Annotated in this window: 22 protein-coding genes, 1 tRNA gene and 1 pseudogene; 8 read left to right on the top strand and 16 right to left on the bottom strand. The window is 72.5% G+C overall.

Annotation, left to right across the window (positions count from 1 at the left end; genetic code table 11):
• Genes FHR36_RS21130 through FHR36_RS21105 form a run of 6 tightly spaced genes read right to left on the bottom strand, consistent with a single transcriptional unit; the run spans position 1 to position 5,878 of the window.
• A complete protein-coding gene (locus FHR36_RS21130; protein ID WP_253799725.1) occupies positions 1 to 1,011 on the bottom strand; it encodes an ABC transporter ATP-binding protein in 1,011 nt (336 codons plus the stop codon).
• Positions 1,008 to 1,769: a CPBP family glutamic-type intramembrane protease gene (locus tag FHR36_RS21125; protein ID WP_253799724.1), complete on the bottom strand. Its 762-nt coding sequence runs from the start codon at positions 1,767 to 1,769 to the stop codon at positions 1,008 to 1,010. The genes FHR36_RS21130 and FHR36_RS21125 overlap by 4 nt, the downstream gene beginning before the upstream one ends.
• Positions 1,766 to 2,500 carry a CPBP family intramembrane glutamic endopeptidase gene (locus FHR36_RS21120; protein WP_253799723.1) on the bottom strand — a complete coding sequence of 245 codons (735 nt, stop codon included), beginning with the start codon at positions 2,498 to 2,500 and terminating at the stop codon, positions 1,766 to 1,768. Before FHR36_RS21120 ends, FHR36_RS21125 begins: the two co-directional genes overlap by 4 nt.
• The gene (locus FHR36_RS21115) at positions 2,475 to 3,839 is read right to left on the bottom strand and encodes a YcaO-like family protein (protein ID WP_253799722.1); all 1,365 of its coding nucleotides are present in this window, start codon (positions 3,837 to 3,839) and stop codon (positions 2,475 to 2,477) included. The genes FHR36_RS21120 and FHR36_RS21115 overlap by 26 nt, the downstream gene beginning before the upstream one ends.
• Positions 3,836 to 4,924, bottom strand: a complete 1,089-nt coding sequence (locus FHR36_RS21110; protein ID WP_253799721.1) for a hypothetical protein — start codon at positions 4,922 to 4,924, stop codon at positions 3,836 to 3,838. The genes FHR36_RS21115 and FHR36_RS21110 overlap by 4 nt, the downstream gene beginning before the upstream one ends.
• A gap of 3 nt (positions 4,925 to 4,927) precedes the next feature.
• The gene (locus FHR36_RS21105) at positions 4,928 to 5,878 is read right to left on the bottom strand and encodes a SagB/ThcOx family dehydrogenase (protein WP_253799720.1); all 951 of its coding nucleotides are present in this window, start codon (positions 5,876 to 5,878) and stop codon (positions 4,928 to 4,930) included.
• A 591-nt stretch (positions 5,879 to 6,469) separates the two neighbouring features.
• On the opposite strand from FHR36_RS21105, the gene FHR36_RS21100 reads away from it, so the two are divergent.
• Together FHR36_RS21100 and infA are read left to right on the top strand one after the other, a co-directional pair.
• Positions 6,470 to 7,267 carry a GNAT family N-acetyltransferase gene (locus tag FHR36_RS21100; RefSeq protein WP_253799719.1) on the top strand — a complete coding sequence of 266 codons (798 nt, stop codon included), beginning with the start codon at positions 6,470 to 6,472 and terminating at the stop codon, positions 7,265 to 7,267.
• Positions 7,268 to 7,344: 77 nt separating this feature from the next.
• The gene (gene infA / locus FHR36_RS21095) at positions 7,345 to 7,566 is read left to right on the top strand and encodes a translation initiation factor IF-1 (RefSeq protein ID WP_253799718.1); all 222 of its coding nucleotides are present in this window, start codon (positions 7,345 to 7,347) and stop codon (positions 7,564 to 7,566) included.
• On the opposite strand, the gene FHR36_RS21090 is transcribed toward infA, so the two are convergent.
• Positions 7,532 to 9,241, bottom strand: coding sequence for a serine/threonine-protein kinase (locus tag FHR36_RS21090; protein ID WP_253799717.1), 1,710 nt, complete (start codon positions 9,239 to 9,241; stop codon positions 7,532 to 7,534). The genes infA and FHR36_RS21090 overlap by 35 nt on opposite strands.
• Positions 9,242 to 9,540: 299 nt before the next feature.
• Between FHR36_RS21090 and FHR36_RS21085 the strand changes: the two genes are divergently transcribed.
• Positions 9,541 to 10,773, top strand: a complete 1,233-nt coding sequence (locus FHR36_RS21085; RefSeq protein ID WP_253799716.1) for a serine hydrolase domain-containing protein — start codon at positions 9,541 to 9,543, stop codon at positions 10,771 to 10,773.
• 29 nt (positions 10,774 to 10,802) lie between these two features.
• Here the strand turns inward: FHR36_RS21085 and FHR36_RS21080 are convergent, their stop codons facing one another.
• The 3 genes from FHR36_RS21080 to FHR36_RS21070 form a co-directional block, all read right to left on the bottom strand.
• Entirely contained in the window at positions 10,803 to 11,393 is a 591-nt protein-coding gene (locus FHR36_RS21080; RefSeq protein WP_308199613.1) for an HPP family protein, read from the bottom strand.
• Between the two features lie 200 nt (positions 11,394 to 11,593).
• Positions 11,594 to 12,664 carry an NAD(P)-dependent oxidoreductase gene (locus FHR36_RS21075; protein ID WP_253799715.1) on the bottom strand — a complete coding sequence of 357 codons (1,071 nt, stop codon included), beginning with the start codon at positions 12,662 to 12,664 and terminating at the stop codon, positions 11,594 to 11,596.
• Complete coding sequence (locus FHR36_RS21070) at positions 12,661 to 13,182, bottom strand: hypothetical protein (RefSeq protein ID WP_253799714.1); 522 nt, start codon at positions 13,180 to 13,182, stop codon at positions 12,661 to 12,663. Before FHR36_RS21070 ends, FHR36_RS21075 begins: the two co-directional genes overlap by 4 nt.
• 88 nt (positions 13,183 to 13,270) lie before the next feature.
• On the opposite strand from FHR36_RS21070, the gene FHR36_RS21065 reads away from it, so the two are divergent.
• From FHR36_RS21065 to FHR36_RS21055, 3 genes are all read left to right on the top strand, one after another.
• Complete coding sequence (locus FHR36_RS21065; protein ID WP_253799713.1) at positions 13,271 to 13,729, top strand: hypothetical protein; 459 nt, start codon at positions 13,271 to 13,273, stop codon at positions 13,727 to 13,729.
• 1,492 nt (positions 13,730 to 15,221) lie between these two features.
• Positions 15,222 to 16,427, top strand: a complete 1,206-nt coding sequence (locus FHR36_RS21060) for a hypothetical protein (protein ID WP_253799712.1) — start codon at positions 15,222 to 15,224, stop codon at positions 16,425 to 16,427.
• 100 nt (positions 16,428 to 16,527) lie between these two features.
• Positions 16,528 to 16,851, top strand: a complete 324-nt coding sequence (locus tag FHR36_RS21055) for a hypothetical protein (protein ID WP_253799711.1) — start codon at positions 16,528 to 16,530, stop codon at positions 16,849 to 16,851.
• Between the two features lie 12 nt (positions 16,852 to 16,863).
• On the opposite strand, the gene FHR36_RS21050 is transcribed toward FHR36_RS21055, so the two are convergent.
• The 6 genes and pseudogenes from FHR36_RS21050 to FHR36_RS21020 all read right to left on the bottom strand — a co-directional run bounded on the left by FHR36_RS21050 (position 16,864) and on the right by FHR36_RS21020 (position 20,278).
• Positions 16,864 to 17,025, bottom strand: a complete 162-nt coding sequence (locus FHR36_RS21050; protein WP_301330570.1) for an HNH endonuclease — start codon at positions 17,023 to 17,025, stop codon at positions 16,864 to 16,866.
• 168 nt (positions 17,026 to 17,193) lie between these two features.
• Entirely contained in the window at positions 17,194 to 17,880 is a 687-nt protein-coding gene (locus FHR36_RS21045) for a hypothetical protein (protein ID WP_253799709.1), read from the bottom strand.
• Between the two features lie 2 nt (positions 17,881 to 17,882).
• Positions 17,883 to 18,038 (bottom strand): hypothetical protein, encoded by a 156-nt coding sequence (locus tag FHR36_RS21040; RefSeq protein ID WP_253799708.1) that lies wholly within the window; start codon positions 18,036 to 18,038, stop codon positions 17,883 to 17,885.
• Positions 18,039 to 18,711: 673 nt separating this feature from the next.
• Positions 18,712 to 18,860: pseudogene (locus tag FHR36_RS21030) on the bottom strand (VOC family protein); the annotation flags it as partial.
• A 113-nt stretch (positions 18,861 to 18,973) separates the two neighbouring features.
• Entirely contained in the window at positions 18,974 to 19,540 is a 567-nt protein-coding gene (locus FHR36_RS21025) for a GNAT family N-acetyltransferase (RefSeq protein WP_253799707.1), read from the bottom strand.
• Between the two features lie 51 nt (positions 19,541 to 19,591).
• The gene (locus FHR36_RS21020; protein ID WP_253799706.1) at positions 19,592 to 20,278 is read right to left on the bottom strand and encodes an alpha/beta fold hydrolase; all 687 of its coding nucleotides are present in this window, start codon (positions 20,276 to 20,278) and stop codon (positions 19,592 to 19,594) included.
• Positions 20,279 to 20,441: 163 nt separating this feature from the next.
• On the opposite strand from FHR36_RS21020, the gene FHR36_RS21015 reads away from it, so the two are divergent.
• Together FHR36_RS21015 and FHR36_RS21010 are read left to right on the top strand one after the other, a co-directional pair.
• A complete protein-coding gene (locus FHR36_RS21015) occupies positions 20,442 to 21,446 on the top strand; it encodes a helix-turn-helix transcriptional regulator (RefSeq protein ID WP_253799705.1) in 1,005 nt (334 codons plus the stop codon).
• Between the two features lie 15 nt (positions 21,447 to 21,461).
• A tRNA-Met gene (locus FHR36_RS21010) sits at positions 21,462 to 21,535 on the top strand.
• Positions 21,536 to 21,634 lie beyond the last annotated feature (99 nt).

The raw sequence follows: 21,634 nt of genomic DNA, 5'->3' as shown, positions 1-21,634 counted from the left end.
TCAGGCCCCCTTGTTCCCGGCGGCGTCGCCGACCAGCCGCAGATAGGCGTCCTCGAAGGTGGGGGTGCGGCGGCCCACCGCCGACGGGGGGAGTCCGGCGTCCGCGAGCAGGCGCACGATGCGGTCGTAGTCGGCGGGGAAGCTCCCGGTGAACTCCACCAGACGGGGCGTATCCGGCGAGCCCGGCAGCCGGGTCAGCCCGAGGCCGTCGAGTCGTTCCTCGACGCCGGGCGAGAGACCGTCCGAGGCTCCGAGGTCGACCGTGAAGGTGGACGGACCGGCGTGCGCCGCGGTCAGCCGGGCCGGTGTGTCGAGCGCGACGATCTCCCCGGCGCGCAGCACGGCCACCCGGCCGCACAGCGCCTCGACCTCGTCCATCGCGTGCGAGGTGAGCAGCATCGCGACGCCGCGCGCGGCCAGGTCGAGCACCGAGCGCCAGGTCTCCCGGCGCTGGTGCGGGTCGAGGCCGGTGGTGAGCTCGTCGAGGACGACCAGGCGGACGTCGCCGATCTGGGCGAGGGCCAGCGCGAGTCGCTGGCGCATGCCGCCGGAGAGTTCGGCGATCATGCTGCGGCGGCGGTCGGCGAGGCCGAAGGAGTCCAGCAGCGCGGCCGAGGCGCCGGGCGCCCGGTAGATCGCCTCGTACAGGTCGCACAGCTCGCCGACCCGGGCGCGGCTGGGGAATTGGGACTCCTGCAGCTGCATGCCGATCAGGCGGGTGACCGCGTCGCGGTCCCGGCGGGGGTCGTGGCCGCAGACGGCGACCGTGCCGCCGCGGACCGGCCGCAGGCCGCCGACCGCCTCGACCACGGAGGTCTTCCCGGCGCCGTTCGGACCGACCAGTCCGAACACCTCGCCGGGGGCGATCCGGAACGAGACCTCGCGCACCGCGACGAACTCCCCGTACGCGACGGTCAGCCCCTCGACCCGCACCACCGCCTCGGGCCGCGACGGCGACGGCGACGGCCCCGGCGACGGTGCCGGTTCGGCGGACGGCTGGTTGGCAGTCACAGGCTGAGCCTCCCGGTGGCCGGGCGCGCTCCGGGGGACGCGGAGGCGCTGAGGTTGGTGTAGAAGCCGGCGAAGGACATGTGCAGCACCAGGGCGGGCAGCACGCTGCCGGTGGCCGCGGTCAGCAGGCCGCCGACCACGCCGAGGGTGAGGCTGGAGGTGCCGAGCACGTACGCCTGGACCCGGGTGGAGACCAGGGCGACCTGGCCGGCCGCGAACAGGCAGGTGCTGATGGCGAGGGCGAGGAAGAGGCCGCTGCCCAGCGCCCCGAGCCCCAGCAGGACGGCGCCGCGGAACAGCACCTCCTCGAACAGGGCCGCGACGGCCGGGACGATCCACCGGTAGTGCCGGGGCAGCGCGAGAATCGAGGCGATCCACTGGATGCGCGCGATCTCGCCGGGGACGTCCACCCGCGGGTCGGCCCGGTAGAGCAGCGACACGCAGAGGATGTTGGCGCTGGAGGTGCCGAAGACCGCCAGCAGCAGGGCGAGCAGCATCCCGGGTGCCGGAACGCCGAACAGCCCGCTCAGGGTGAGGGGCGTGGCCGCGAGCAGGGCGGCCAGCGCCAGCGTGCCCAGGACCAGGTAGACCACCGTGCCGAACACCGCGAAGGCCGGCTCCGGGCGCAGGCCGGTCCGGCCCGCCAGCCACAGCGCGGTGCGCCGCCGGCGCGCCGGGTCGTTGAACGGCAGCCGGTACAGCGCGAGCCACCCGGCGACCACGGCGGTGGCGAGCGCGGCGAAGGCGGGCACGCTCATCCGGCCGCCTCCCGTCCGCCGCTCACTCCTCCACCGGCCGCCCGCTCGCCGCGGCCCTGACGGACCGCCAGCGCGAAGACCGCCGCGTTCTGCGCCAGGTGCGCCACCAGCGGCACCGCCAGGCTGCCCGACACCACCAGGAGCAGCCCGAAGACCACCCCCGACAGCGTCTTCTGCACCACCGCGAGACCGCCGAAGAACAGGTGGCCCACCGCGTACGCCACCGCGGCGGCCGCGACCGCGACGCCCACCGGCAGTCGCAGCCGCTCGTGCAGCACGCCGATCCACAGGCCCCGGTACAGCAGCTCCTCGGCGACCGCGGTCACCAGGATGGCGGCCGCGTACCCGCCGCCGGCCGGACCGCCGCCGCGGTGCACCGCGAGGCGCAGCCGTCCCGTGCCGTCCAGCAGGCGGGGCACCGCGCCGACCGCGAACTCCGCGCCGACCAGCGCCGCGCCGACCACGGCGGCGGCCACCAGCCAGGGCGCGCCGGCCCGCCAGCCGGTCAGCGCCGCCGGGGCGAACCCGCCGTCCGCCGCGACGGCGACTGCCAGCGCGGTCACCGCGAGGTACGCGGCGGGGGCGCCGATCAGCCCCAGCCGGGCGGCCCGTCCGCGGTCCGCGCCCGGCCGCGCCGCCGGCCCGAACGCGGTGGCGACGCGGACCAGTTCGGCGGGCGCGACGGTGGCGACCAGGACCAGCAGCTCAAGGGAGCGGGTGTGGGACCACATGGGTCACACCCCCATGACCGAGCATCCGGGGATGGCCCTTCGGCGGGAACCCGGGCAGGCACATGCTCAGCAGCTCCGGGACGACCGCCCGGACCACCCGCCACGGGGTGTCGGCCAGCTCCGGCGGCGTGAAGTCCAGGTAGCCCGCGTACTCGCTGACGCCCGCGAGGTCGGCCAGCAGCCGGCGGATCGCCGCGGTGTCGTCGTCGGCGTAGCCCGGCAGCCCGGCGAAGCCGACCCGCCCGTCGATCCGGCTCTCCACCGCGGCGAGCTTGCGCTCCGCCTCCCCGGGCGCGGCGAACCACAGCACATTGGTGTCCAGGTCGGTGTAGGCCGAACCGGCTTGCGCGAAGTGCACGTTGGGCAGGTCGAAGACCGTGCTGAACATGCCGATCCCGAGGATCGCGGTCGCCTCGGCCGCGCCGCGCAGCAGCGCCCGCCGCGGATCCGGATCGGCCTGCAGCCCGAAGGCGATGTACGGCAGCTTCCCGTCCCGGCGCACCAGGGTCACCCCGATGTTCGGCAGCGGCAGCTCCGGCCGGGTCAGCAGGCTGGCCCGCACCTCGTACGGCCCGTCCGGGGCCAGCCCGGCCGCCGCGAGCAGCTCGCGGCCGTCCCCGTCCAGGTCGATCAGCGGCGCCTTGGCGCCGGTGTACCAGTTGAGGACGAAGGCGTCGATCTGCACGGCCTCGACGAGCGCGCCGAGCAGCGCCCTGTCGAGCGACACGTGGGCCGCCGTCCCGGTCGAGAAGGACGGGGTGAACATCTTGTCGGCCGCGGTCGGGTTGCTGCGGAAGCCGAGGAAGACCAGCTGCGCCGGCAGGTACACCTCCTCCCCGGGACGGGTGAGCGACGGGCAGGCGATCCATGCGATCACGTCGTCCTCGGTCGGCAGCTCCGGCGAGTACCGGTGCATCATCCGGCCGATCTGCCGCTGCTGTTCGGCGTCGAAGATGCCCAGCAGCTCCAGCGGCAGGCAGCGGTGCCGGGAGGACAGCGAACGGTGGGAGGCGTACTCGATCCGGTCCGCGAACAGCGGCATCGCCATGATCGCCGCGTAGCGCTCCACCGACTCGCCGGTGAGCCGGGTCACCGCCTCCTCGTTGGTCGAGCCGTAGCCCGCCAGGTGGTACTGCATCTGCATGTGCGGGTCGTCCAGCGCGAGGCGGTGGTACTGCGGCATCGCCGCCGTGGCCGAGCGCAGGTACGGCTCGCCCTCCACCGCGGCGACCGACACCAGCATGCCGGGCAGGATCCCGCCCTGGTTGCCGCCGATCCGCCCGTACCGGGCGAGCGCGTCGGCCATCCCCGGGTGGCCGCCGATCGGGATGGTGCTCACCGGCCCCCTCCCAGCGCCTCGCGCACGTGCCGGTCGACGACCACCCGGCTGCTGAAGTTGATCTCCCGGACGATGTCCCGGGCGACGTGGCCGCAGGCCGGACACGTCCCGATCCGCAGCACGTCCTGCGCCTGGATCTCGTACGTCGGCAGGTAGATCGACAGGGCCCGGCCGAGGAAGCGGGAGGTGCCGAGCGAGCGCAGCAGCACCGCCTCGTTCACCAGGTGGGCGCAGATCAGCGACTCCACGCCGTTCGCCCGGCCGGGGCCGGCCGAAGCGGTGGCCCCCACGAAGGCGTGGTAGCCGATGTGGTCCTCCAACCGGGCCAGCGAACGCTGCTCGAAGCACTCCAGGCAGCCCGTCCGGGGACTGTCCGCGCCCACGACGGTGGCGAACGGCCCGTCCACCAGGCCCACCACCACCGGCTTCTCCAGGTGGCAGGCCAGCCGGTTGAGGTTGCGCAGCGCCAGGATCGAGGCCTGCCCCAGGTGCACCACCAGCGAGTCGCAGTGTTCCACCGCCGCGCCGAGGCGCTTCAGCGCGTCCGCTGCCGCCAGACCCCCCATCCCGGAGGTCAGGTCGGCGCCGCGCAGCCCGTCCAGGAAGTCCGCCGGCAGCAGCTCCAGCGGCAGGCCCAGGCTCTCCGCCTGGGCGGCCACGTATGCGGCGGCGCTGGGGGAGTCGGCCGCGAACGCGACCGTCGCCTCGGCCGAGCTGCCCGCGCCGTACAGGTCCAGATTGCCGAGCAGCGCCCGGGCCATGTCCCCGCCGCGCTCGGCGGCGCGGTCGAAGGCCAGGAACCCGGCCTGCCGCAGCTCGTTGACCGCCAGCTGCAGATTGGCCCGCTCGACCGGCGTCAGATCGGCGGCGTCCGCGAACGTCCCGTCGGCCGGCTTGCCCGCCGCCAGCGTCTCGAACAGGGCGGTCATCGCCGCCCGGACCGCGGGCGACTCGGCCCGCAGGTCGACATTGACCTCGGAGAAGTTCCAGATGCCCCAGCGCAGCCGGACCACCCCCGGCTCCACCGCCAGCAGCCGGACCGAGGTCGCCAGGACGACGCCCGCATCGGAGGGTGCAAGGGTCATGGCTCAGGCCTCTCCGTGTCCGAGGAGCGTCAGATGGACCACGTGGCGCGACGTGCCGTCGCAGCCGAGCGTCCGCTCCAGCGTCTGCTTGTCGTACCCGCCCTGGTCGCAGCCGATCATGCCCAGCGCCGTCCGGGCCAGGTGCACGTTCTGCGAGATCCCGCCGACCTCGATCAGCGCGAACACCAGCCCGCTGTCCCCGTACTTCTGCGAGTTGACGTAGAGGTCGTAGACGTACACCAGGGCGAACGCCACCTTGTCGAGCTCCACGTCCGCCGTCCACAGCTGGCGGCTCAACTCCAGCGGCTGCGTGGTCGGCCGGTACGGGAAGAGCGTGTGGCTGTGCGGCTGGTACTCGTACGCGCCCGGGGCCAGACCCTTCACGTGCTGCGCCAGCACCGCCAGCCGCACCGGGTACAGGCCGCCGCCCGACGGCGCGTTGCGCAGCGCCACCGCCGCGTCGCCGTCCTGCGCGGTCGGCACCGGCAGGCTGCCCGACACCCCCTGCGCGTGCCACAGCACCGTCGCCAGCTCCTCCAGCGACGCCGGCTTCCCCGAGAAGCCCCGGCCACTGCGGCGGCTCGCGACCGTGTCCGTCAGGCCGCTGCGCAGCCGCCGGTGCGAGGGCAGCGCGATCGCCCCGTCAAGGCGCTCCTGGAGGTCGCTGTGCGCACTGGAGAGCACGGCGTCATGGCCGTAGAACCGCGACACCCCCAACTGCATCCCCAGGTCCCGTCCGCTGCGGCGGTGGTTGAGCAGCAGCTCCTCACCGACGAAGCCGTGCACGGCCTGGCTCCACCGGCCACGCACCACCGACTCCGGGGCCCGCACCACCGTCGTCGCGCTGTACATCGACACGGACGTGTGCTGCTGCCCGAAGGCCGCCACCGTGGTGACGTGGCTGTTGCGGCCCAGATATTCGGAGACGGCTTCCTGCGAGTCCTTCAGTGACATCTCGGCCTTTCGCTCGACGAGGGTGTGCGCGACGGGGCCTTGCAGTGCCTAGCAGTCGTACCTGGGAACCGGTGCGTCGGGCGGGATCGCACGACCCCGCCCGACCTCGGGGGACTACCAGCTGCAGCACGAGCTGCAGCAGCAGTTCCCGCCGCCGCAGGTGGTGCTGGCGCCCGGAGCGACCTGGACGAATGCACCACCGGTCGCCGTGCTGCCGACCTGGCTGGAGAAGCTCAACATGTTTCCCTCACCTCCCATCGAGGGCACGAAGGAGAAGGATCCGGCTGGGTAGCCGCCTCGGAGCGTAGCAGTCCGCACAGCGCCGGGGAACGGCCTCGTCAGGCTTCAATTACCGTTCAGTACAGTTCATTTGACCGACCATCAGATGTCACGGTCGACGGCTCCCGGAAAAAGCGGTTGGGCCCGGGCCGACGGGGCTGATAGCGTCGGGGCAGCCGTGAGAGAACGCAAGGAGGTGACACCCGATGAAGGCCGTATCCGTGTGGGTGCTCCCCTCTGTCGTCACGGCAGGCGGCTGACCAAGGTGTCGCCGGGAGCGCCTCGAGAACGCACTCCCGAGAGGCAACACCTATGAACGCTTCGCATCCCGCCGCGGGCACCGGCGAGCACGCCGTCCACGTCACGCGGCTCTCCGACACCCAGTGGCACGCCCTCGAGGGCGACCGGGTGGTCGGCCACGGCGACGTCTCGCCCCGACCCGACGGACGGCTGTTCGTCAGCGTCGACGTGTGGCACGCCGCGCACTTCGCCCCCATCGCCGACGCGATGCTGGCAGACCTGCCGACCCCGCTGTACACCGTCGTCGACGAGAGCGACCATGACACCGCCGCCGCCTGGGAACAGGCCGGCTTCACCGTCGCCCGGAGAGAGCAGAACTACCTCCTGCGCACCGACCCGCAGCTCACCGGGCCCGGCCCGGTGCAGCCGCCGTCCGGCATCACGATCGTGCCGTCCGGCGAGGCCGAGGAGGGGCCGCTGCGCGCCCTCGACCGCATCGTCCGGGACGAGGTCGAGGCCACCGTCGGCTGGTGCACCATGCCGGCCGAGGTCCGGCCCCGCCCGGCGGGGGACACCGTGATCGACCCGTCGATGTACGCGGTCGCCCGCCACGGCGACCAGTACGTGGGGCTGCTCCGGGTCGCGCAGCTGCCCCGGCAGCCGCGGATCGGACTGGTCGCCGTCCGGGCCGACTGGCAGCGCCGCGGTGTCGCCCGGGCCCTGCTCGCCCACACGCTCGACGCACTGCACCACCGCGGGAAGACCTCGGCCTACGCCGAGGTCGACCGCTCCAACGCGGCGGCCGCCGCCCTGTTCGAGGGCGCCGGCGCCCGGCCCGCCGGTGGCAGCGTGGAGTACGTCCGCGGCTGACGCCCGGCCCCGCCGCCATCCCCGATTCCCCATCCCCACCCCGGCGACACCGCCACCCAACGGAGAAGTGAGAGACCATGACCAAAACAGCAGGGGGCATCGAAGTCGAGGGCCTCGTCGTCGAGTGCCTGCGCAACGCCACCTTCAAGGTGGAGCTCCAGAACGGGCACACCGTGCTCGCCCACATCAGCGGGAAGATCCGCAAGAACTACATCAAGATCCTCCCGCAGGACCGGGTCCTGGTGGAGCTCAGCCCGTACGACCTCACCCGAGGCCGGATCCGCTACCGCTTCCGCTGACCGGCCCCGCACCGGGCCCGGGCCCGTCCTGCGACAGTCGGAGGCTGTCGAGGACGGCGTCCAGGACCGCCCTGTTGCGGGCCCAGTCCGCACTCGGCGCCGACAGGTAGACGGAGAACAGGGTGCCGCCCCGCTCGACCGCCAGGCAGGACACGCGGTACTCGCGGGTCTTGCCCGTGAACGTGAAGTCCCACACCGCCGCAGGCAGGCCCTGGTAGGTGGTGCGCTCCATCCGCAACCGGCGGTACCCGGGGAGCCTCCCCGCGGCCGTCGAGCGGGCCTCGTCGCCCTCCCAGTGCTCCAGCGCCGGGGCGTCGGCCGGAGCGACGAGACCCAGGCGCAGGCTGACCTGGCCGGCGGCATCGACGTAGTTGATGCCGCCGGTCAGGTCGGGGTCGGCCAGCGGCTTGCGGATCCACGCGTCCGGGACCAGGAAGGCGGCGCCGAGGCCGCTCTCCTGGACCGACCGGTAGCCCTCGCGGGGCGTGGCCGGTGCGGAACCGGTCGCGGTCGGCGTCTGCTGCTGCGTCTGCGCCTCACCGCCGCCGTGCTTGCGGCCGAGGTCCAGGGCGGACGGGCCGGCGATCGCGGCGGCCAGCACCACCGCCACCACGACGGCCCGCCGGGCCGCAGTCCGGCGGCCGGTCCGCTGCCGCCCGGGCGCCGCGGCGGGAGCCGGTACGGGGTCGGGGGAAGGGGTGGGCCTCGGCAGCAGCGCCGTCCCGCCGGCCACCGCGAGAGGTCCGTCGCCGCCGGCGTCGGCCAGGGTCCCGACCTGAGGAAACGCTCCGGTGGACGTGTACGCAGTCGGGCGGCTCGCGACGGTCGTGGCCAGGTCCGCGACCGGGAGCACCGCCGTACGCTCCCCGGCGGCATCGCGGAGCAGCAGCCCGGCGGCCTCCGCCGACGGACGCTCGAACGGCTCCTTCGCCAGCAGCGCTTCGATCAGCGGCGCGAGCGGCCCGGCGCGCAGTGGCCGCTCGAGCGGATCCGAGGCGACGGCCATCGCGGTCTCGATCGCGGTCGGCCGCCGGAACGGCGGCGTCCCCTCCACCGCCTGGTAGAGGGTGGCGCCCAGGGCCCACAGGTCGGAGGCCGGGCTCGGTCGGCCGCCCCGGATCAGCTCCGGCGCCAGGTAGTCGACCGACCCGACCAGCTCGCCGGTCCTGGTCAGCGTGGAGTCGTCCGCCGTGCTGGCGATGCCGAAGTCGGTCAGCACCACCCGCCCGTCCAGCCCGAGCAGGACATTGCTCGGCTTCACGTCGCGGTGCAGCACCCCCGCCGCGTGCGCCGCCCGCAGCCCGGCGAGCACCTCGCACCCCAGCCGCGCGGTCTCGGCCGCGGAGAGCGGACCGCACTCGGCGAGGGCGTCGCCGAGCGTCCGGGACGGGACGTACTCCATGACCACGCACGGCAGCCCCCCGTCCTCGACCACGTCGTGGACCACCACCACGTTGCGCTGGTTGATCCGGGCCGCGCTGCGCGCCTCACGGCGGGTGCGCTCCAGCACCGTCGCCGTCTCGGCCGGGGACAGCTCCGGGCGGACCCGCAGCTCCTTCAGCGCCACGTCGCGGCCGAGCAGCTCGTCGCGGGCCCGCCACACGGTGCCCATGCCGCCACTGCCGATGCGGTCCAGCAAGCGGTACCGGCCGGCGATCACCCGATCCTGGTCCACGTCGGCCCTCTCTTTCGGGTCGCGCCCCCGTGCCGATTCCCTGCCCGCCCGCCCCCCGGCCGTCACTTCGTCCCAGCACAGTACAGGTGCCCCCGACCCGTCCGCCTCCGCAGTCGCATATCGGACACCGCCCGGCCCCCGCGACCGTACGGTCGGCGCCGCGAGGTGCCGCACGCGGTGGTCACCCTCCGTACGTCGGCGGACGGCAGGGCGTCGACTGCGGGCCTCACGGGTGATCTTCGTGCGGGTCGGGGGTGCGAGCGCGAGGCGGGCGGAGGGTTGCGGCCGAGACTGCGGGCATGAGATCCGTCCGTTCGACCTCCGTGCCGCGCCTCGCCGCGGCGACCGCGTTCACCGCCCTGGTCGCCCTCGTCGCCCCGGTGACGACCGCCGCCGCCGCGGGCGACGACAACAGCCACCGACGGCCGTGCGTCGCGTCCCGGCTGCCCGCGCACGGCCGGGCGGCCGACATCATGCGGATCGCCGAGCAGGCGAAGACGGACATGGACCTCAAGTCGGTGATCCTGCGGGTCACCGTCGACGGACGGGAGGTCGTCACGGGCGCGCTCGGCGAGTCGATGACGGGCGTACCGGCCGAGCCCGCGATGCACTTCCGCAACGGCAACATCGCGATCAGCTACCTGGGCACGCTCCTGCTGCGGCTGGTCGACGAGGGCGCGGTCGACCTCGACGCCCCGGTGTCGCGCTGGCTGCCCGACCTGCCGAACTCCGAGGGCATCACCCTGCGGATGCTCGGCGACTCCACCACTGGCCTGGCCGACTACGTCACCAGCCCCGGCTTCGGCGAGTCGGTGTACGCGGACCCGTTCCGGCAGTGGTCGGCCGAGGAACTGGTCGCCATCTCGACCCGGCAGGACCGCTGGTACGACCCCGGCACCAACTGGAACTACTCGCACGCCAACTTCGTCCTGCTCGGCGCCGCCATCGAGAAGATCACCGGGACCCGGCTCGACGTGCTGCTCCAGCAGAAGGTCCTCGGCCCGCTCGGCCTGACCGAGACCGCCAACAGCTACACACCCGACATCCCGACCCCCGTCCTGCACGCCTTCACCGCCGAGCGCGGCACCTACGAGGAGTCCACCTTCTGGAACCCCTCGTGGACCACCGCCCCCGGCGCGGTGGAGACCACCGACATCTGCGACCTCGCCCGCTCGGCGGTCGGCATCGGCTCGGGCGAACTGCTCTCCCCGGCCTCGTACCAGGAGCTGCTGAACCCCGGGACGGTGGGCCTCGGCACACCGACCGCCAAATGCCCGCAGACGGTGTGCATCGCGCAGACCGAGGCCACGCACTACGGGATGGGCGTGCTGGTGGTGAACGACTGGATCGCCCAGCACCCGCTGTTCTTCGGCTACTCCGCCGCCCAGGCGTACCTGCCGTGCGAACACCTGGCGATCGCCGTCTCCACCACCAAGGGCCGCAACGCCCCGGACGGCCACACCGCGCACATCATCACCCAGCGGATCGCCGCCGCCCTCGCCCCCGACCACCCGATCCCCGACTTCGGCTGAGGGCGCGGGGAGCGCCGACCACCAGCCGACTACCACCAGTACGCGGGATAGCAGGGCGCGGTGCGCCTGGCCCGCGAGGTCGCGGTGCCGGCCAGCACGAGCAGGACGGTCGCGGCCGCGAGGGTGAGCAGGAACGGCACGGGCCGCGGCGCCTGGAGGACGACGATGACGGCGGTGGCCGCGCCCGGCGAGTGCGGGGTGCGGGTGACCATCATGACCGCCAGGGCCAGTCCGCCCGCCAGGGCGGCCGCCCACATCGAGCCGCCGAGCACGGTGAGGACCGCGTAGCCGGTGGCCGCGGCCACCAGGTGCCCGCCGACCACGCTGCGGGGCTGCGCCAGCGGCATGGTCGGACTGCCGTGGATCAGGGCCGCGCTCGCCGCCAGCGGCGGGATCAGGGCGGGGCGGTGCAGCAGGGCGCCCGCCGAGACCAGGAGCAGCAGCATCGCGCTGGAGACGCCGGCGGCGTGCAGCAGGGATCCGGCGGACGGCGGGGCCGGGGCGCGGCCGGTCAGGAGGTGGAGGGCGGTGCGTGGGCGGGCGGCCCGGTCGGTGCTGATCGTGGAACTCCGGAGGACGTCGGGCGCGACGGATCGGCCCGGCCGCGGGCGCGCGGACACGGGGACACGCGGGTACGCGGACAGGGAGGGGCGGGGAAGCGGGAACGGCCTCCGCTGTCCGCCCGTGGCGGCAGCAACGCCCGCGTGGTCGACGCGGCAGGGCCATGCGCCGACCGTCGGATCCCGGGCGGCGCAGTCCTCGGGAAGGAAATCTACCCGGGACGGCCGCCCCGGCCCCCACGGGGGTCAAGGGCCAGAGGTCAGCCGTCCGTCCCGATCTCCGCCGTGAATTGGGCGAACTCCGCGAGGAGCCGACGCGACGCCGCCCGCATCGCGGACCGGGTCATGCCGGCGACGTGCGGGGAGAGGGTGCAGTGCGGATTGTCCGCCAGCAGCGAGGAGAATCCGGCGCCCTCCGCGTCGAAGACGTCCACGGCCGCCCGCCACGGTCCGGACGCCGGATCCCGCAGCGCCCGGTCGAGGGCGGCCTCGCCGACCACGCTCGCCCGGGCCGTGTTCACCAGGACCGACCCCGGCCGCATCAGCCGCAGTTCCCGCGTCCCGATCAGGCCCTCCGTCTCGGCAGTGGCCGGTACGTGGACCGACACCACGTCACAGCCCGCCAGCAGCTCGTCCAGCGACCCCGCCCGACGTCCCGGCCAACCGGCCGCCCGCTCCCGGGTGAACCGCGGCGACCCGAAGACCCACACCTCGGCGCCGAACGCGCCCACCAGCTCGGCCACCCGCCGGGCCACCGCCCCGGACCCCACCAGCCCCACCCGCGCCTCCGCCAGGCCGGGTGCGGGCAGATCCGCCACCGCCGCGTCCCAACTGCCGGCGCGCAGCGCGGTGTCGCGTCGGGATACCCCGCGCAGCGCGTCCAGCATCAGCGCGACGGTCAGCTCGGCCACCGCGCCGGCGTTGGCCCCCGGCGTGGTGCGGATCGCCACCCCGAGGCGGCGGGCCGCCGCGTGGTCGAAGGTGTCCGAGCCCGCCGCGGCCCGTCCGACCAGCCGCAGGCGCCGCCGGAGGCCGTCGGCGGTGGCGCGCTCCAGCACCGTGCGGGTCAGCGGGATTCCCGCCCGGCACTTGAGCGCCTGGAAGCCGCGACCGCCGTCCTCCAACCGCCGGGCCAGCTCCGGCTCGGAGAACCCGTCGAAGTCGACGGTCTCCCACGCGGCCGCGATCCGGTCGCGCAGGGCGGCGTCGGCCACCCGCCGGAGGTTCACCGTCGGCGTCAGCCCGAGGGCGTCGAGCGCGGCGAGTTCCGTCAGGGCGTCCTCGCCGAGTGCCGGATCCACGACGAGGACCCGGCCGGGTGCGCTGGTCATGTGTTCCGCGGTCCGATCAGTCGTCCCATCAGGTCCCGAACGGTGCGCGGGCCGCCCTGCTTCGGGTGGACCTGGTCGATCAGCCGGTTCAGATGGGCCTCCAGCGCAGCGAGGTCGAAGCAGGTCGTGATCGGCAGGGTCGGATGCGGCCGGCAGCTCCGCCTGAGCGCCTCGGGCAGCCCCTCGAAACCGAGGACCCGCTCGTGGGCGACCCGGTGCAGTGCGTACTCGACGCCGTCGATCTCCTCGATCGGCAGGTCACCCTCCCAGGCGTCCTCGTACCAGCGGCCGGAGATCCGGCTGACGAAGACGAGCGCCCGCCCGCCGACCTCCAGCGGACGCTGGCCCCAGTGGGCCGGCTTGCCGACGAAGCGGATCTCGGACCCCGCCCTGCCGTCGAAGACCCGGGACGAGTACACCTCTTCGACGAGCGCGGTGAAGTGCTGCGGGGCCGGCTTCCCCGTGACGGTGAGTCTGAGCAGGTCGTTCCGCTCCACCTTGTCCTGCAGAAACGTCATGAGCTGATTGTCGTATGGCAGTCGACGGTCTTGACCCGCCCTTGGGGAACCGGTCAACTGGACGCAGCGAGATCACGGGGGGCTCGGGATGAATCGCGCACGGGTGGTGCCGGCCTTCGGCGCGGCCACGGTCCTGCTCCTCTCCGGCTGCTCGGCCGGGGACGGGCCGTCACCGGCGCCGGCCGCGCCCGCGCCGCCCCCCTCCGCTGCCGTCGCCGCGCAGCCGTCCGCCGCCGCGCCGCCACCGATCCCCGACGTGCCGCCCGCCGAGCCGGGGCGGCGGACCCTGCTGCTCGCCCCGCTCCGCGAGGCCGGCGCCACGGTCGGGACGGTCACCGCCCAGCCCGGTGACCTCGCTTTCACCCTGGTCTGCACCGGCGGCGAGGTCGTCGTCCACCTCGATCCGGTGTCCACCGCGACCGTCCCGTGCCCGACCGGGGCCGTCACCCCGTTCCACAACGTCCATCGCCTCGACTCCCGCCAGGACGTCGGCGTCAGCGTCGAGGCGTCCGCGGGCGTGCGGTGGGCCCTGCGGATCGAGCAGTAGCGGCACCTCCGGCTGTGCGTCAGGACGGGGCGAGGACAGAGAACTCGTGGCCCTCGGGGTCTCCGGAGACACGGAACTAGCGGTTCTACGACAGGGCCGAGAGTGCCCCGTCCGGGTCGGTCCCGGACGGGGCGAGAGAGTACCAATTCGCGGTGCGGTGGTGCGGCACTGCCCAGCAGTCACGCGACCAGAACCGGGTAAGCCCGTCGGTCCACGGTCCACGGTCGACAGTCGTTCGGCGTACGGGGGTCGTAGCGGACCGCGTATCAGGCTCCGGCGAGGATCTGCCACCCGTCCCGCTCGCACTGCCGCAGGCCCTTCGTGTTGCCCCGGCGGGTGCCATCGGCGAGTTCCTTCATGAAGGGCCGCCCCATCACGCCACCGCCCCGGCGAGGGCAGGCGCGTCGTCGGTCAGCTCTGCCCAGCACACGGCTGGGTCGGGCAGGTCATACGCCGTTGCGAACAGGGCCACCCGCCGGACCCGCGAGCCTGTTCCTGGTTCTCCGCACGATCCTTCCGGCGGATCATCTCCCCGTGGTACGTCTTCTGCCACCGAGGCCATGCCGCCTCGGCCCGTCGGGCCCGCTCGGCGTGCAGCTGCGCCTCGGGGGTGCGCTCCCACTGTTCCAACCAGAGCGGGACCAGCCGAGCGGCCGGAGGCAGCGGCATCGTGCGGGCGAGCACGTGCGCCGGAACCGGCCGAGTCGGGGCGCAGATGACCCGCTTCGGCACTGCGAGCTGTACAGGCTCGGTGGGGCCGAAGATTACGACCAGGGGGCGGGGTCGGCGGTGCTGGCCCCGAGCCGGCAGGACCAGGCGCAGGGCGGCCCGTAGGGCACGGGCGACAAGGTGACGCATGTCGGCAGCTCCTCATCGCCTATCTGGAGGAGAGGCAGTTCCTCGACTTCCACGTGGACGAGTTCGGGTTCGGTGAGGCCAATCTGATCCTGTGTCTCAAGCACGAGCGTCCCGCCGCAGCTCCCAGTGTGAGCACTACCGTCTTCATCGGCGCTGACGGCTACCGTGCGTGCGATCTCGCAGCCGGCGAGTGCGTTGTATTCGATGGGGCGATCACCCCGCACGGAAGGACTCCCCTCGGTGCCGGAGAACGCATGATCCTCATCAGCTTCGGATTCCGCGCGCGTGATGCGGCCAAGCGTTCGGCCGCTCACCTCCCGGCGGCCCCGCGCTGAGACGGTGAGCGCCTGCGCTTTGCGTTGGCGCCGGATCGATCTCCCCAAATGCAGAAAGGCCCCGCCCTGCCCCCTTCTCTTGATCTGTCACGCTCCGCGCAAACGGCTCTACCTGCGGCGAGAGTCCTTTCCCTCCCTGCCGCGCCAGGCGGGGAGGGCAAGGGGGTGCCCGCCTCCCTTGGGCTCAGGACCGACGGTCTCGCCGGTCCCGATCTGCCCAGGGGTAACGGTTTGATGACGCTCCGTCATGGGAAGATCCACGCCGCGTCGGCAGCGAGCCGGCCAGTGAGGAGACAGGCATGTCTGACGAGCGGTGGAACTCCGCAATCTCGAACTTCCAGACCGGAGCCAACGACGGAGACATCATTGCCGTGGCGATGAAGACGGCGGCTGTCAGGCCCAACTCAAAGGGACCGGCCCCGGTCCAGGACACGCCCGAAGCCAAGTGGGTGACGGTGCACGCTGGCCTCAAGGCCGCCAAGGTGACTGGCCTCGAATTCACCTCTCCCGCCGAGGTCAACCCCGAGGACGTGGCCACGCTCAGCCTGCGCTACGACAACGGTCAGCCCTTGATCGTCGTCAGCAGCGGGAAGTACATTCCGGCGAAGCTGGAGGACCCTCACGACTCACGCACCCTCGCGCTGGAAATCGTGGACCTGCGAGACCCCGAGTTTTCGCCCGAAGAGACGTACAGGCGTTTTGAGGGAGTCGGGGGCAATGACCTCGAACAGACTGGTGAGCTGGAACGCATTCCGGCCGATCAGGTCAATCCCGCAGAGGTAGCGCGGTTGGCGTTGACCTACCGGTACAACCTGCCTGCCATCGTCGCTGGCGTCGGGCAGTACGTTCCGACGTGGCTGCCGGTCGTTGACGGGGCGGGAAACCTTGTAGCGGCCTACAAGACTGTCGTGACCGAATCCGCGCTCATCCCGGCGGACCAGGTCAACCCCGAGGACATCGGCGCGCTCAGCCTGCGCTACGTGGACAATCAACCCCACCTTGTGGTCAGTGCCGGAACGTACGTTCCGGCGGAACTCGCAGTTGACAACACGTCTGGGACACCCGTGGCGACGGCCCGTCTAATCGCTGCCGGTGTAGTTGTCTCAGGGGCGGCGTCGGGACTTCTTGCGGACTACATGAAAGTTGGGTCGGCCGAGCAGGACGATTTCACGTTCAATCTCTACATGGATACGGCCGGACGGAGCACGGGGCCGGCGCAGATTGAGCCCGAGGCAACCGGCTTGGGAGAGATCCCGTCGACCGTCGTCACGCCCGAGATCGCCGACGCGACACTTCTCCCAGCTGACCAGGTCAAGCCCGAGGACATCGGTACACTGTCGATCGAGTACCGCGACGGTCAGCCCGTGATCGTTGTCAGCGGCGGGACAGCCATCCCGGCGGGGCTCACTGTGGTTGATGGGTCGAGTACGCGAGTCACGAAGTACCAGATGGGACCTCCCGCACTGTTCGAGATTCCGCGAGATGATTCCCCCAGGCAACGTTGAAAGCCCCACGCTTCCTCGATCTGTGACGCGGGCGGGAGAACGGTGAATGCTCCCGTCCGCGTCAGCACACCTCACCCCCCGACCCGCACAGGAGACAGCCATGTCCGAGACCACGCCCAACTCAAAGGGACCGGCCCCGGTTCAGTACACGCCCGAGACGACCGAGCCCGTGCTGATCCCGGCGGACAAGGTCGCCCCGGAGGACATCGGCACACTGTCGATCGAGTACCGCGACGGCGGGCCCGTGATCGTCGTCAGCGGCGGAAGCGTGATTCCCGCTGCGCTCGCCGTAGTGGATGCGTCCGGCAATCCTGCCGCGCGGTTCCAGCCCCTGGAGTTGGACGACCTCATGCCTTCCAGCTTCAACCAGTACACCTTCAGCAAGAACGACCCGATCAATTTCATCGACGTAAACGGCAACTGACACCCAAGCACGTCATGACGGCGGACGCCGGCGGTCGAAGTCGCGTCGGGTCTTCGCCCTGTGGCACGGGCGGCAGAGTAGCCACGCGTTCTCGTCGGTGTCCTCGCCGCCGAGGGCGAGCGGGGTCCGGTGGTCCACGTCGACCAGCTCGGCGGGGAAGGTCTCGCCGCACAGCCCGCAGACCGCGGAGCCCCGCTCGGCGCCACCGCGCGCGGCCCTTTAGCTCCCTCGTATCAGCGACTCTACTGAGTTGCCGATACGAGGGACCTGTGAAGCTTCGGCCTTAGGGCTCTGGCTGAATCACCGGTGGCTCAATTGGGCTGCCATCTGGTAGCCGAGGTGTCACGTCCACAGCCAGCAGTCGGCCGGGATTCCCCGGGTCGCGCATCGGCTGGATTCCGCGCGGCATCGGCGCTCCACCGTTGAGCACCGGCAGGCCAGTTGGGGAGTCCGACCATACCGGCCGCCCCTGTGCGTCGCGGGGAAGTGCGGATAGGTCCCGTCCGGGCCGGGGTCGAGCGCGTCCAGCGTCATGTCAGTCCGCCGCTTCAATGTAGGCGTTCCGCTTGGACTCAAGTTCCTCCGCAAGGGCGGCACCAATCGCGGCAGCGGCGTGGTCAACAGCGCTGGTGATGACCTCGATGATGCGCAGGTCGTACCAGCGCTGTTCGGGAACAGTCCGCGGGACGCCGAGGCCTGCGCGTTCTGCGCAGCGATGATGACCTTCTCGCGCTTGTATCGCTCGGCGCGGTGCGCGACGTAAGCGCGGAGCCATTGCTCGGCGGAGAGGAGTTCAAGGAACTCGGTGTGCAACTCGTTGCCGCGGGCAGACCGGTCAGCGGCCTGTGTCGACCACGTCGTGAGGAACTCCTGGTCATGCTCGGCCGCGCGCTCGGCGCAACGAGCCTGCTGGGTGTCCTGCGCAACTGCCAAGGCTGCCTCGGCTTCGGCGAGCGGAGCCGCGAACTTGTCGGCCTGGGCGCGCAGCTTGGCGACCGTGTCAGCGGCCTTGGAAACGTCGGTGCTCATTTTCAGGCCTCACGATCGGCCGGGGCGGAAACGTTGCGGCCGAGCTGCTTCGCAGCAGCCTTGGCCGCCTCGTAGTGGCCGAGCGACAGATGCGCGATCGCGCCCATCTGGTCGTACTGGTCGGGACGGTTGCGCTTCATATCGGCGAGCCGCTCCATGGTGGCGCTGAGCTGGAACTCGTCGGCGCGGAGACGGAGCCGCTTGGTTTCCGGTCATCGTGGGTGTACTGGTATCGGCTGACGGTGCTCACCGGTGCTCCTCTGTCTGTCGATGGCAGAGACCCTTGTCTTTCGGGGTCGCCAGTAGAAGAGGGGGACGAATTCCCGGGTGGTGATGGGGTGACGTTGGAGAGGGTGAATCAGGTTTTCTCCACACTTGCAGTGTCGTCGTGCCGGTCCCCGTTGTTGATGCTGCGGGAGTCCAGCAACGCCCCGATCCGGTCGAACTCCTCGCGGGTCATGATCGGCTGTTCCGTCGCCGTGATCGGGTTGCCCGCGCGTCCCGGACCGGCTTGCCCCGGTGCAGCTTCCGGCCGAGCAGCGTCTCACTCCGCAGCAGCCTGGTAATGACGCTCGGGGTCCACTTGAACACGGTCCGGACGACGTGTTGTCCCTTGGCGCTGCCCGTCTTGCCGCCGCGCTCTCGGCCCATGGCCGACCCCGCCGTGTTCCTTGGACAACCGGATTGCTCGGACGCCTCGCAGTGTCCCGGTAAAGACGGTGCCCTCCGTGCCGGGCAGGCTGCCAGTAGTCATGTCCTCCGGAGAGGGGGACGAATTCCGCTGGTCACGGGTAAGGGTGGCGGTCGGCACCGGGGGTCACTCCAGAACTGGTAGTCCGGAGTGTTGGGGTCGGCGAGGACCGTCCACGGCACGTATCGCCCTGGCCCACGTCGACGGGCGTCGCACCGAGCGCCCGCAGGCGCGCGACCAGATCCGCCCGATGGGCGGCGGAGCCGGTGGCTGGGTCGAGGTGGACCCGGCGATGCTACGCGCCGCCCGCAGCGCAACGCCCGCCGCAGGCGTCGGTACCTGCCGGAGTGAACAGCGGTTCGGGAGGTCGATCGTTGCCGGAGTGCATGGTCGGGCGCATCCTCAGGCCGGGGCCACCTGCCTGCTGACGATCCAGGCGTGCTTGCCGATCTGGCGGACGCGGGTGAAGCCGTGCTCCTCGAACAGCTCGACCGTGCCGCTGAAGAGGAAGCCGCTCTGGGCCCGGCGGCCGAGGGTGGTTTCGGAGATCGCCTCGACCAGGCCGCCGCCGGCGTGGGCGATCAGGTCGAGGGCGCCTTCCAGGGCGGTGCGGGCGATGCCCTGGTGGCGGTGGCGGCGGTCGACGTACAGGCAGGTGATCCGCCAGTCCGGGAGCGGGGGCGCGTCCTGGTCGTACGCGCGGCGGTGCTTGATGGCGGGGAGTTCGTCGGGCGGGCCGTACTGGCACCAGCCCTGGGCGGCGCCGTCCTCGTCGAGGACGAGCGCGGCGTGCGCCCGGCCGGTGCGGACGCGCTGCTCCTTGACGGTGCGGTGGTCGATGCCGGGCCGGCCGCGTTCGGGGTGGTAGCCGATGCACCAGCAGCCGCCGAAGATGCCGTTGTTGCGTTCGACGAGTTCGGCGAAGGCGTCCCAGGTCGAGGCGGACAGGGGGCGGACGGTGAGGCTCATGGTCGAGGTCCCCGTTCGGGCGGAGGGCTGAGGGCGGACGGCGGAAGGCGGTCAGGCCCGGGAGGCCGCCGCGGTGAGGACGCGGGCGAGTTCGGCGGGGGCGGAGAACATCGGCCAGTGGCCGGAGTCGAGGTCGACGAAGTCGACGTGCTCGGCCCGGGCGAGTTCGGGGGCGTCGCCGGCGGCGATCCAGGCGCGGGCCTGCTCCGGGGTGAACTCGGGGCAGACCACGGTGACGGGGACGCCGTAGCGGCGAGGGTCCGTCAGGCGGACCGTGCCGCGGGCCACCTGCTCGGGTACGGGGATCGCGTCGGCGGCGATCCGGCTGCGCAGTTCCTCGTCGAGGTCGGCGCTGTCCGGACCGGCGAACGGGCCCCAGCCGGGGAACGGCATCACGCCGTCGCGGATCTCGAAGAAGTCGGCGTACGCCTGCCCGTCCGCATGCGGGAAGCCGCCGATCAGCACCAGCCCGGCCACCGCGTCGGGGCGTGCGTCGGCGGCCAGCCAGCCGAGGGTGCAGGCGGCCGAGTGAGCCACCAGCAGGGGCTTTTCGGCCGAGGCGTCGACGGCGGCGACAACGGCCGCGAGCTGCTCGTCGAGGGTGGCCGAGGTACGCCCGTCACCCTGGCCGGGGAGGGTCAGCGGCCGCGCGCGGTGCCCGAGCGCCTCGAGGGCGGGAGTGACGGCGTGCCAGGCGGTGCCGTCCAGCCAGAGGCCGCCGATGAGCAGGATGTCCACAGTGAGGTCCCTTTTCGGGTCGAGGGGAGTCGAGGGGAGCGGTGGCAGAACACGCGTCCGGAGAGGCGTTCCGGTACGCGCCCGGCCGGGGTGTTCCCATGCTAGGAGCGGTTGCGGACGATCTGCTTCCTGGTTGTCGGGCGGGCCGTCTACGCTCTGCGGGGTGTCGACCGGAACGAGCCCCACCGCCCGCGCGCTGCGCGCCCTCGAGATCCTGCGGACCCGGCCGGGCACGACCGCCGAGCAACTGGCGGAGCGGCTCGGCGTGACCGATCGCGCCGCCCGCCGCTACGTCGCGATCCTCCGCGAGGCCGGCATCCCCGTGGATTCGGTGAGCGGCCCGTACGGCGGCTACCGGCTGCGGCGCGGCACCCGGCTGCCCCCGGTGGCCTTCACCCAGGGCGAGGCGATCGGCCTGGTCATGGCCGTCCTCGACGGCAGGCCCGCCGCCACCGAGCCCGGCGACCTGGTCGGCTCCGCCCTCGGCAAGGTCGTCCAGGCACTGCCCGAGGAGGTCGGGCGGCAGGCGGCCGCCCTGCGCGAGCACGCCGCCGCCGCGCCGGACCCGGGCGCCGCCTACCCGGATCCCGCCGTCACCAGCGCCCTGGTGGACGCGATCGCCGCCCGCCGACGGGTGGCGATCACCTACCGGAGCGGGGCCGGCAACCGCTGGCAGGCCGAGGTGGACCCGTGGGCGGTCGTCGTCCGCCGGGCCCGCTGGTACCTGCTCTGCCACTCCCACCGCGCGGACGCCGTCCGCACCTACCGGATCGACCGGGTGCTGGCGGCCGAGGAGACCGCCACCGGGTTCCGGATGCCGGACGACCTCGACCCGGTCGCCCTGCTGGAGGAGAACCTGGGCGCCGGGTGGGCCCATCCCGTGCGGGTGCTGTTCGAGGCGCCGATGGCGCAGGTCGCCCCGTGGGTCGGGCCACCGATGGGACGGCTGGAGGCGGCCGGGGACGCCGGAGAGCACTGCGTACTCGTCGGCAGCACCCGCAACCCGGTCATGTACGCGGGGGAGTGGCTGGCGGCGGTGCCGTACCCCTTCCACGTCCAGGGCGGGACGGAGCTGCGCGAGGCGGTCGCCGCGCTGGCCGCCCGCCTCGGGGCCGCCGTGGGCCGCTCTCGGGAAACGGATTCGCGCGAAGTGCCCGGCGTACCGTAGAGTCTGGTTCACCGACGCGGGGTGGAGCAGCTCGGTAGCTCGCTGGGCTCATAACCCAGAGGTCGCAGGTTCAAATCCTGTCCCCGCTACTGAAGGCCGGGTCCGGTACGCGTGAGACGTACCGGGCCCGGTCTCTTTTCGTGCGGCTGGCGGCGTTCGAAATCCGGTTGCCGGTGGAGGTAGGCGCC

It is taken from the genome of Kitasatospora cinereorecta (assembly GCF_024172095.1).
In the GTDB taxonomy this organism is placed as follows: Bacteria; Actinomycetota; Actinomycetes; order Streptomycetales; family Streptomycetaceae; genus Kitasatospora; species Kitasatospora cinereorecta.
Note: the sequence above shows the minus strand (reverse complement) of the source record. Positions and strands in the feature narration are given on the sequence as shown.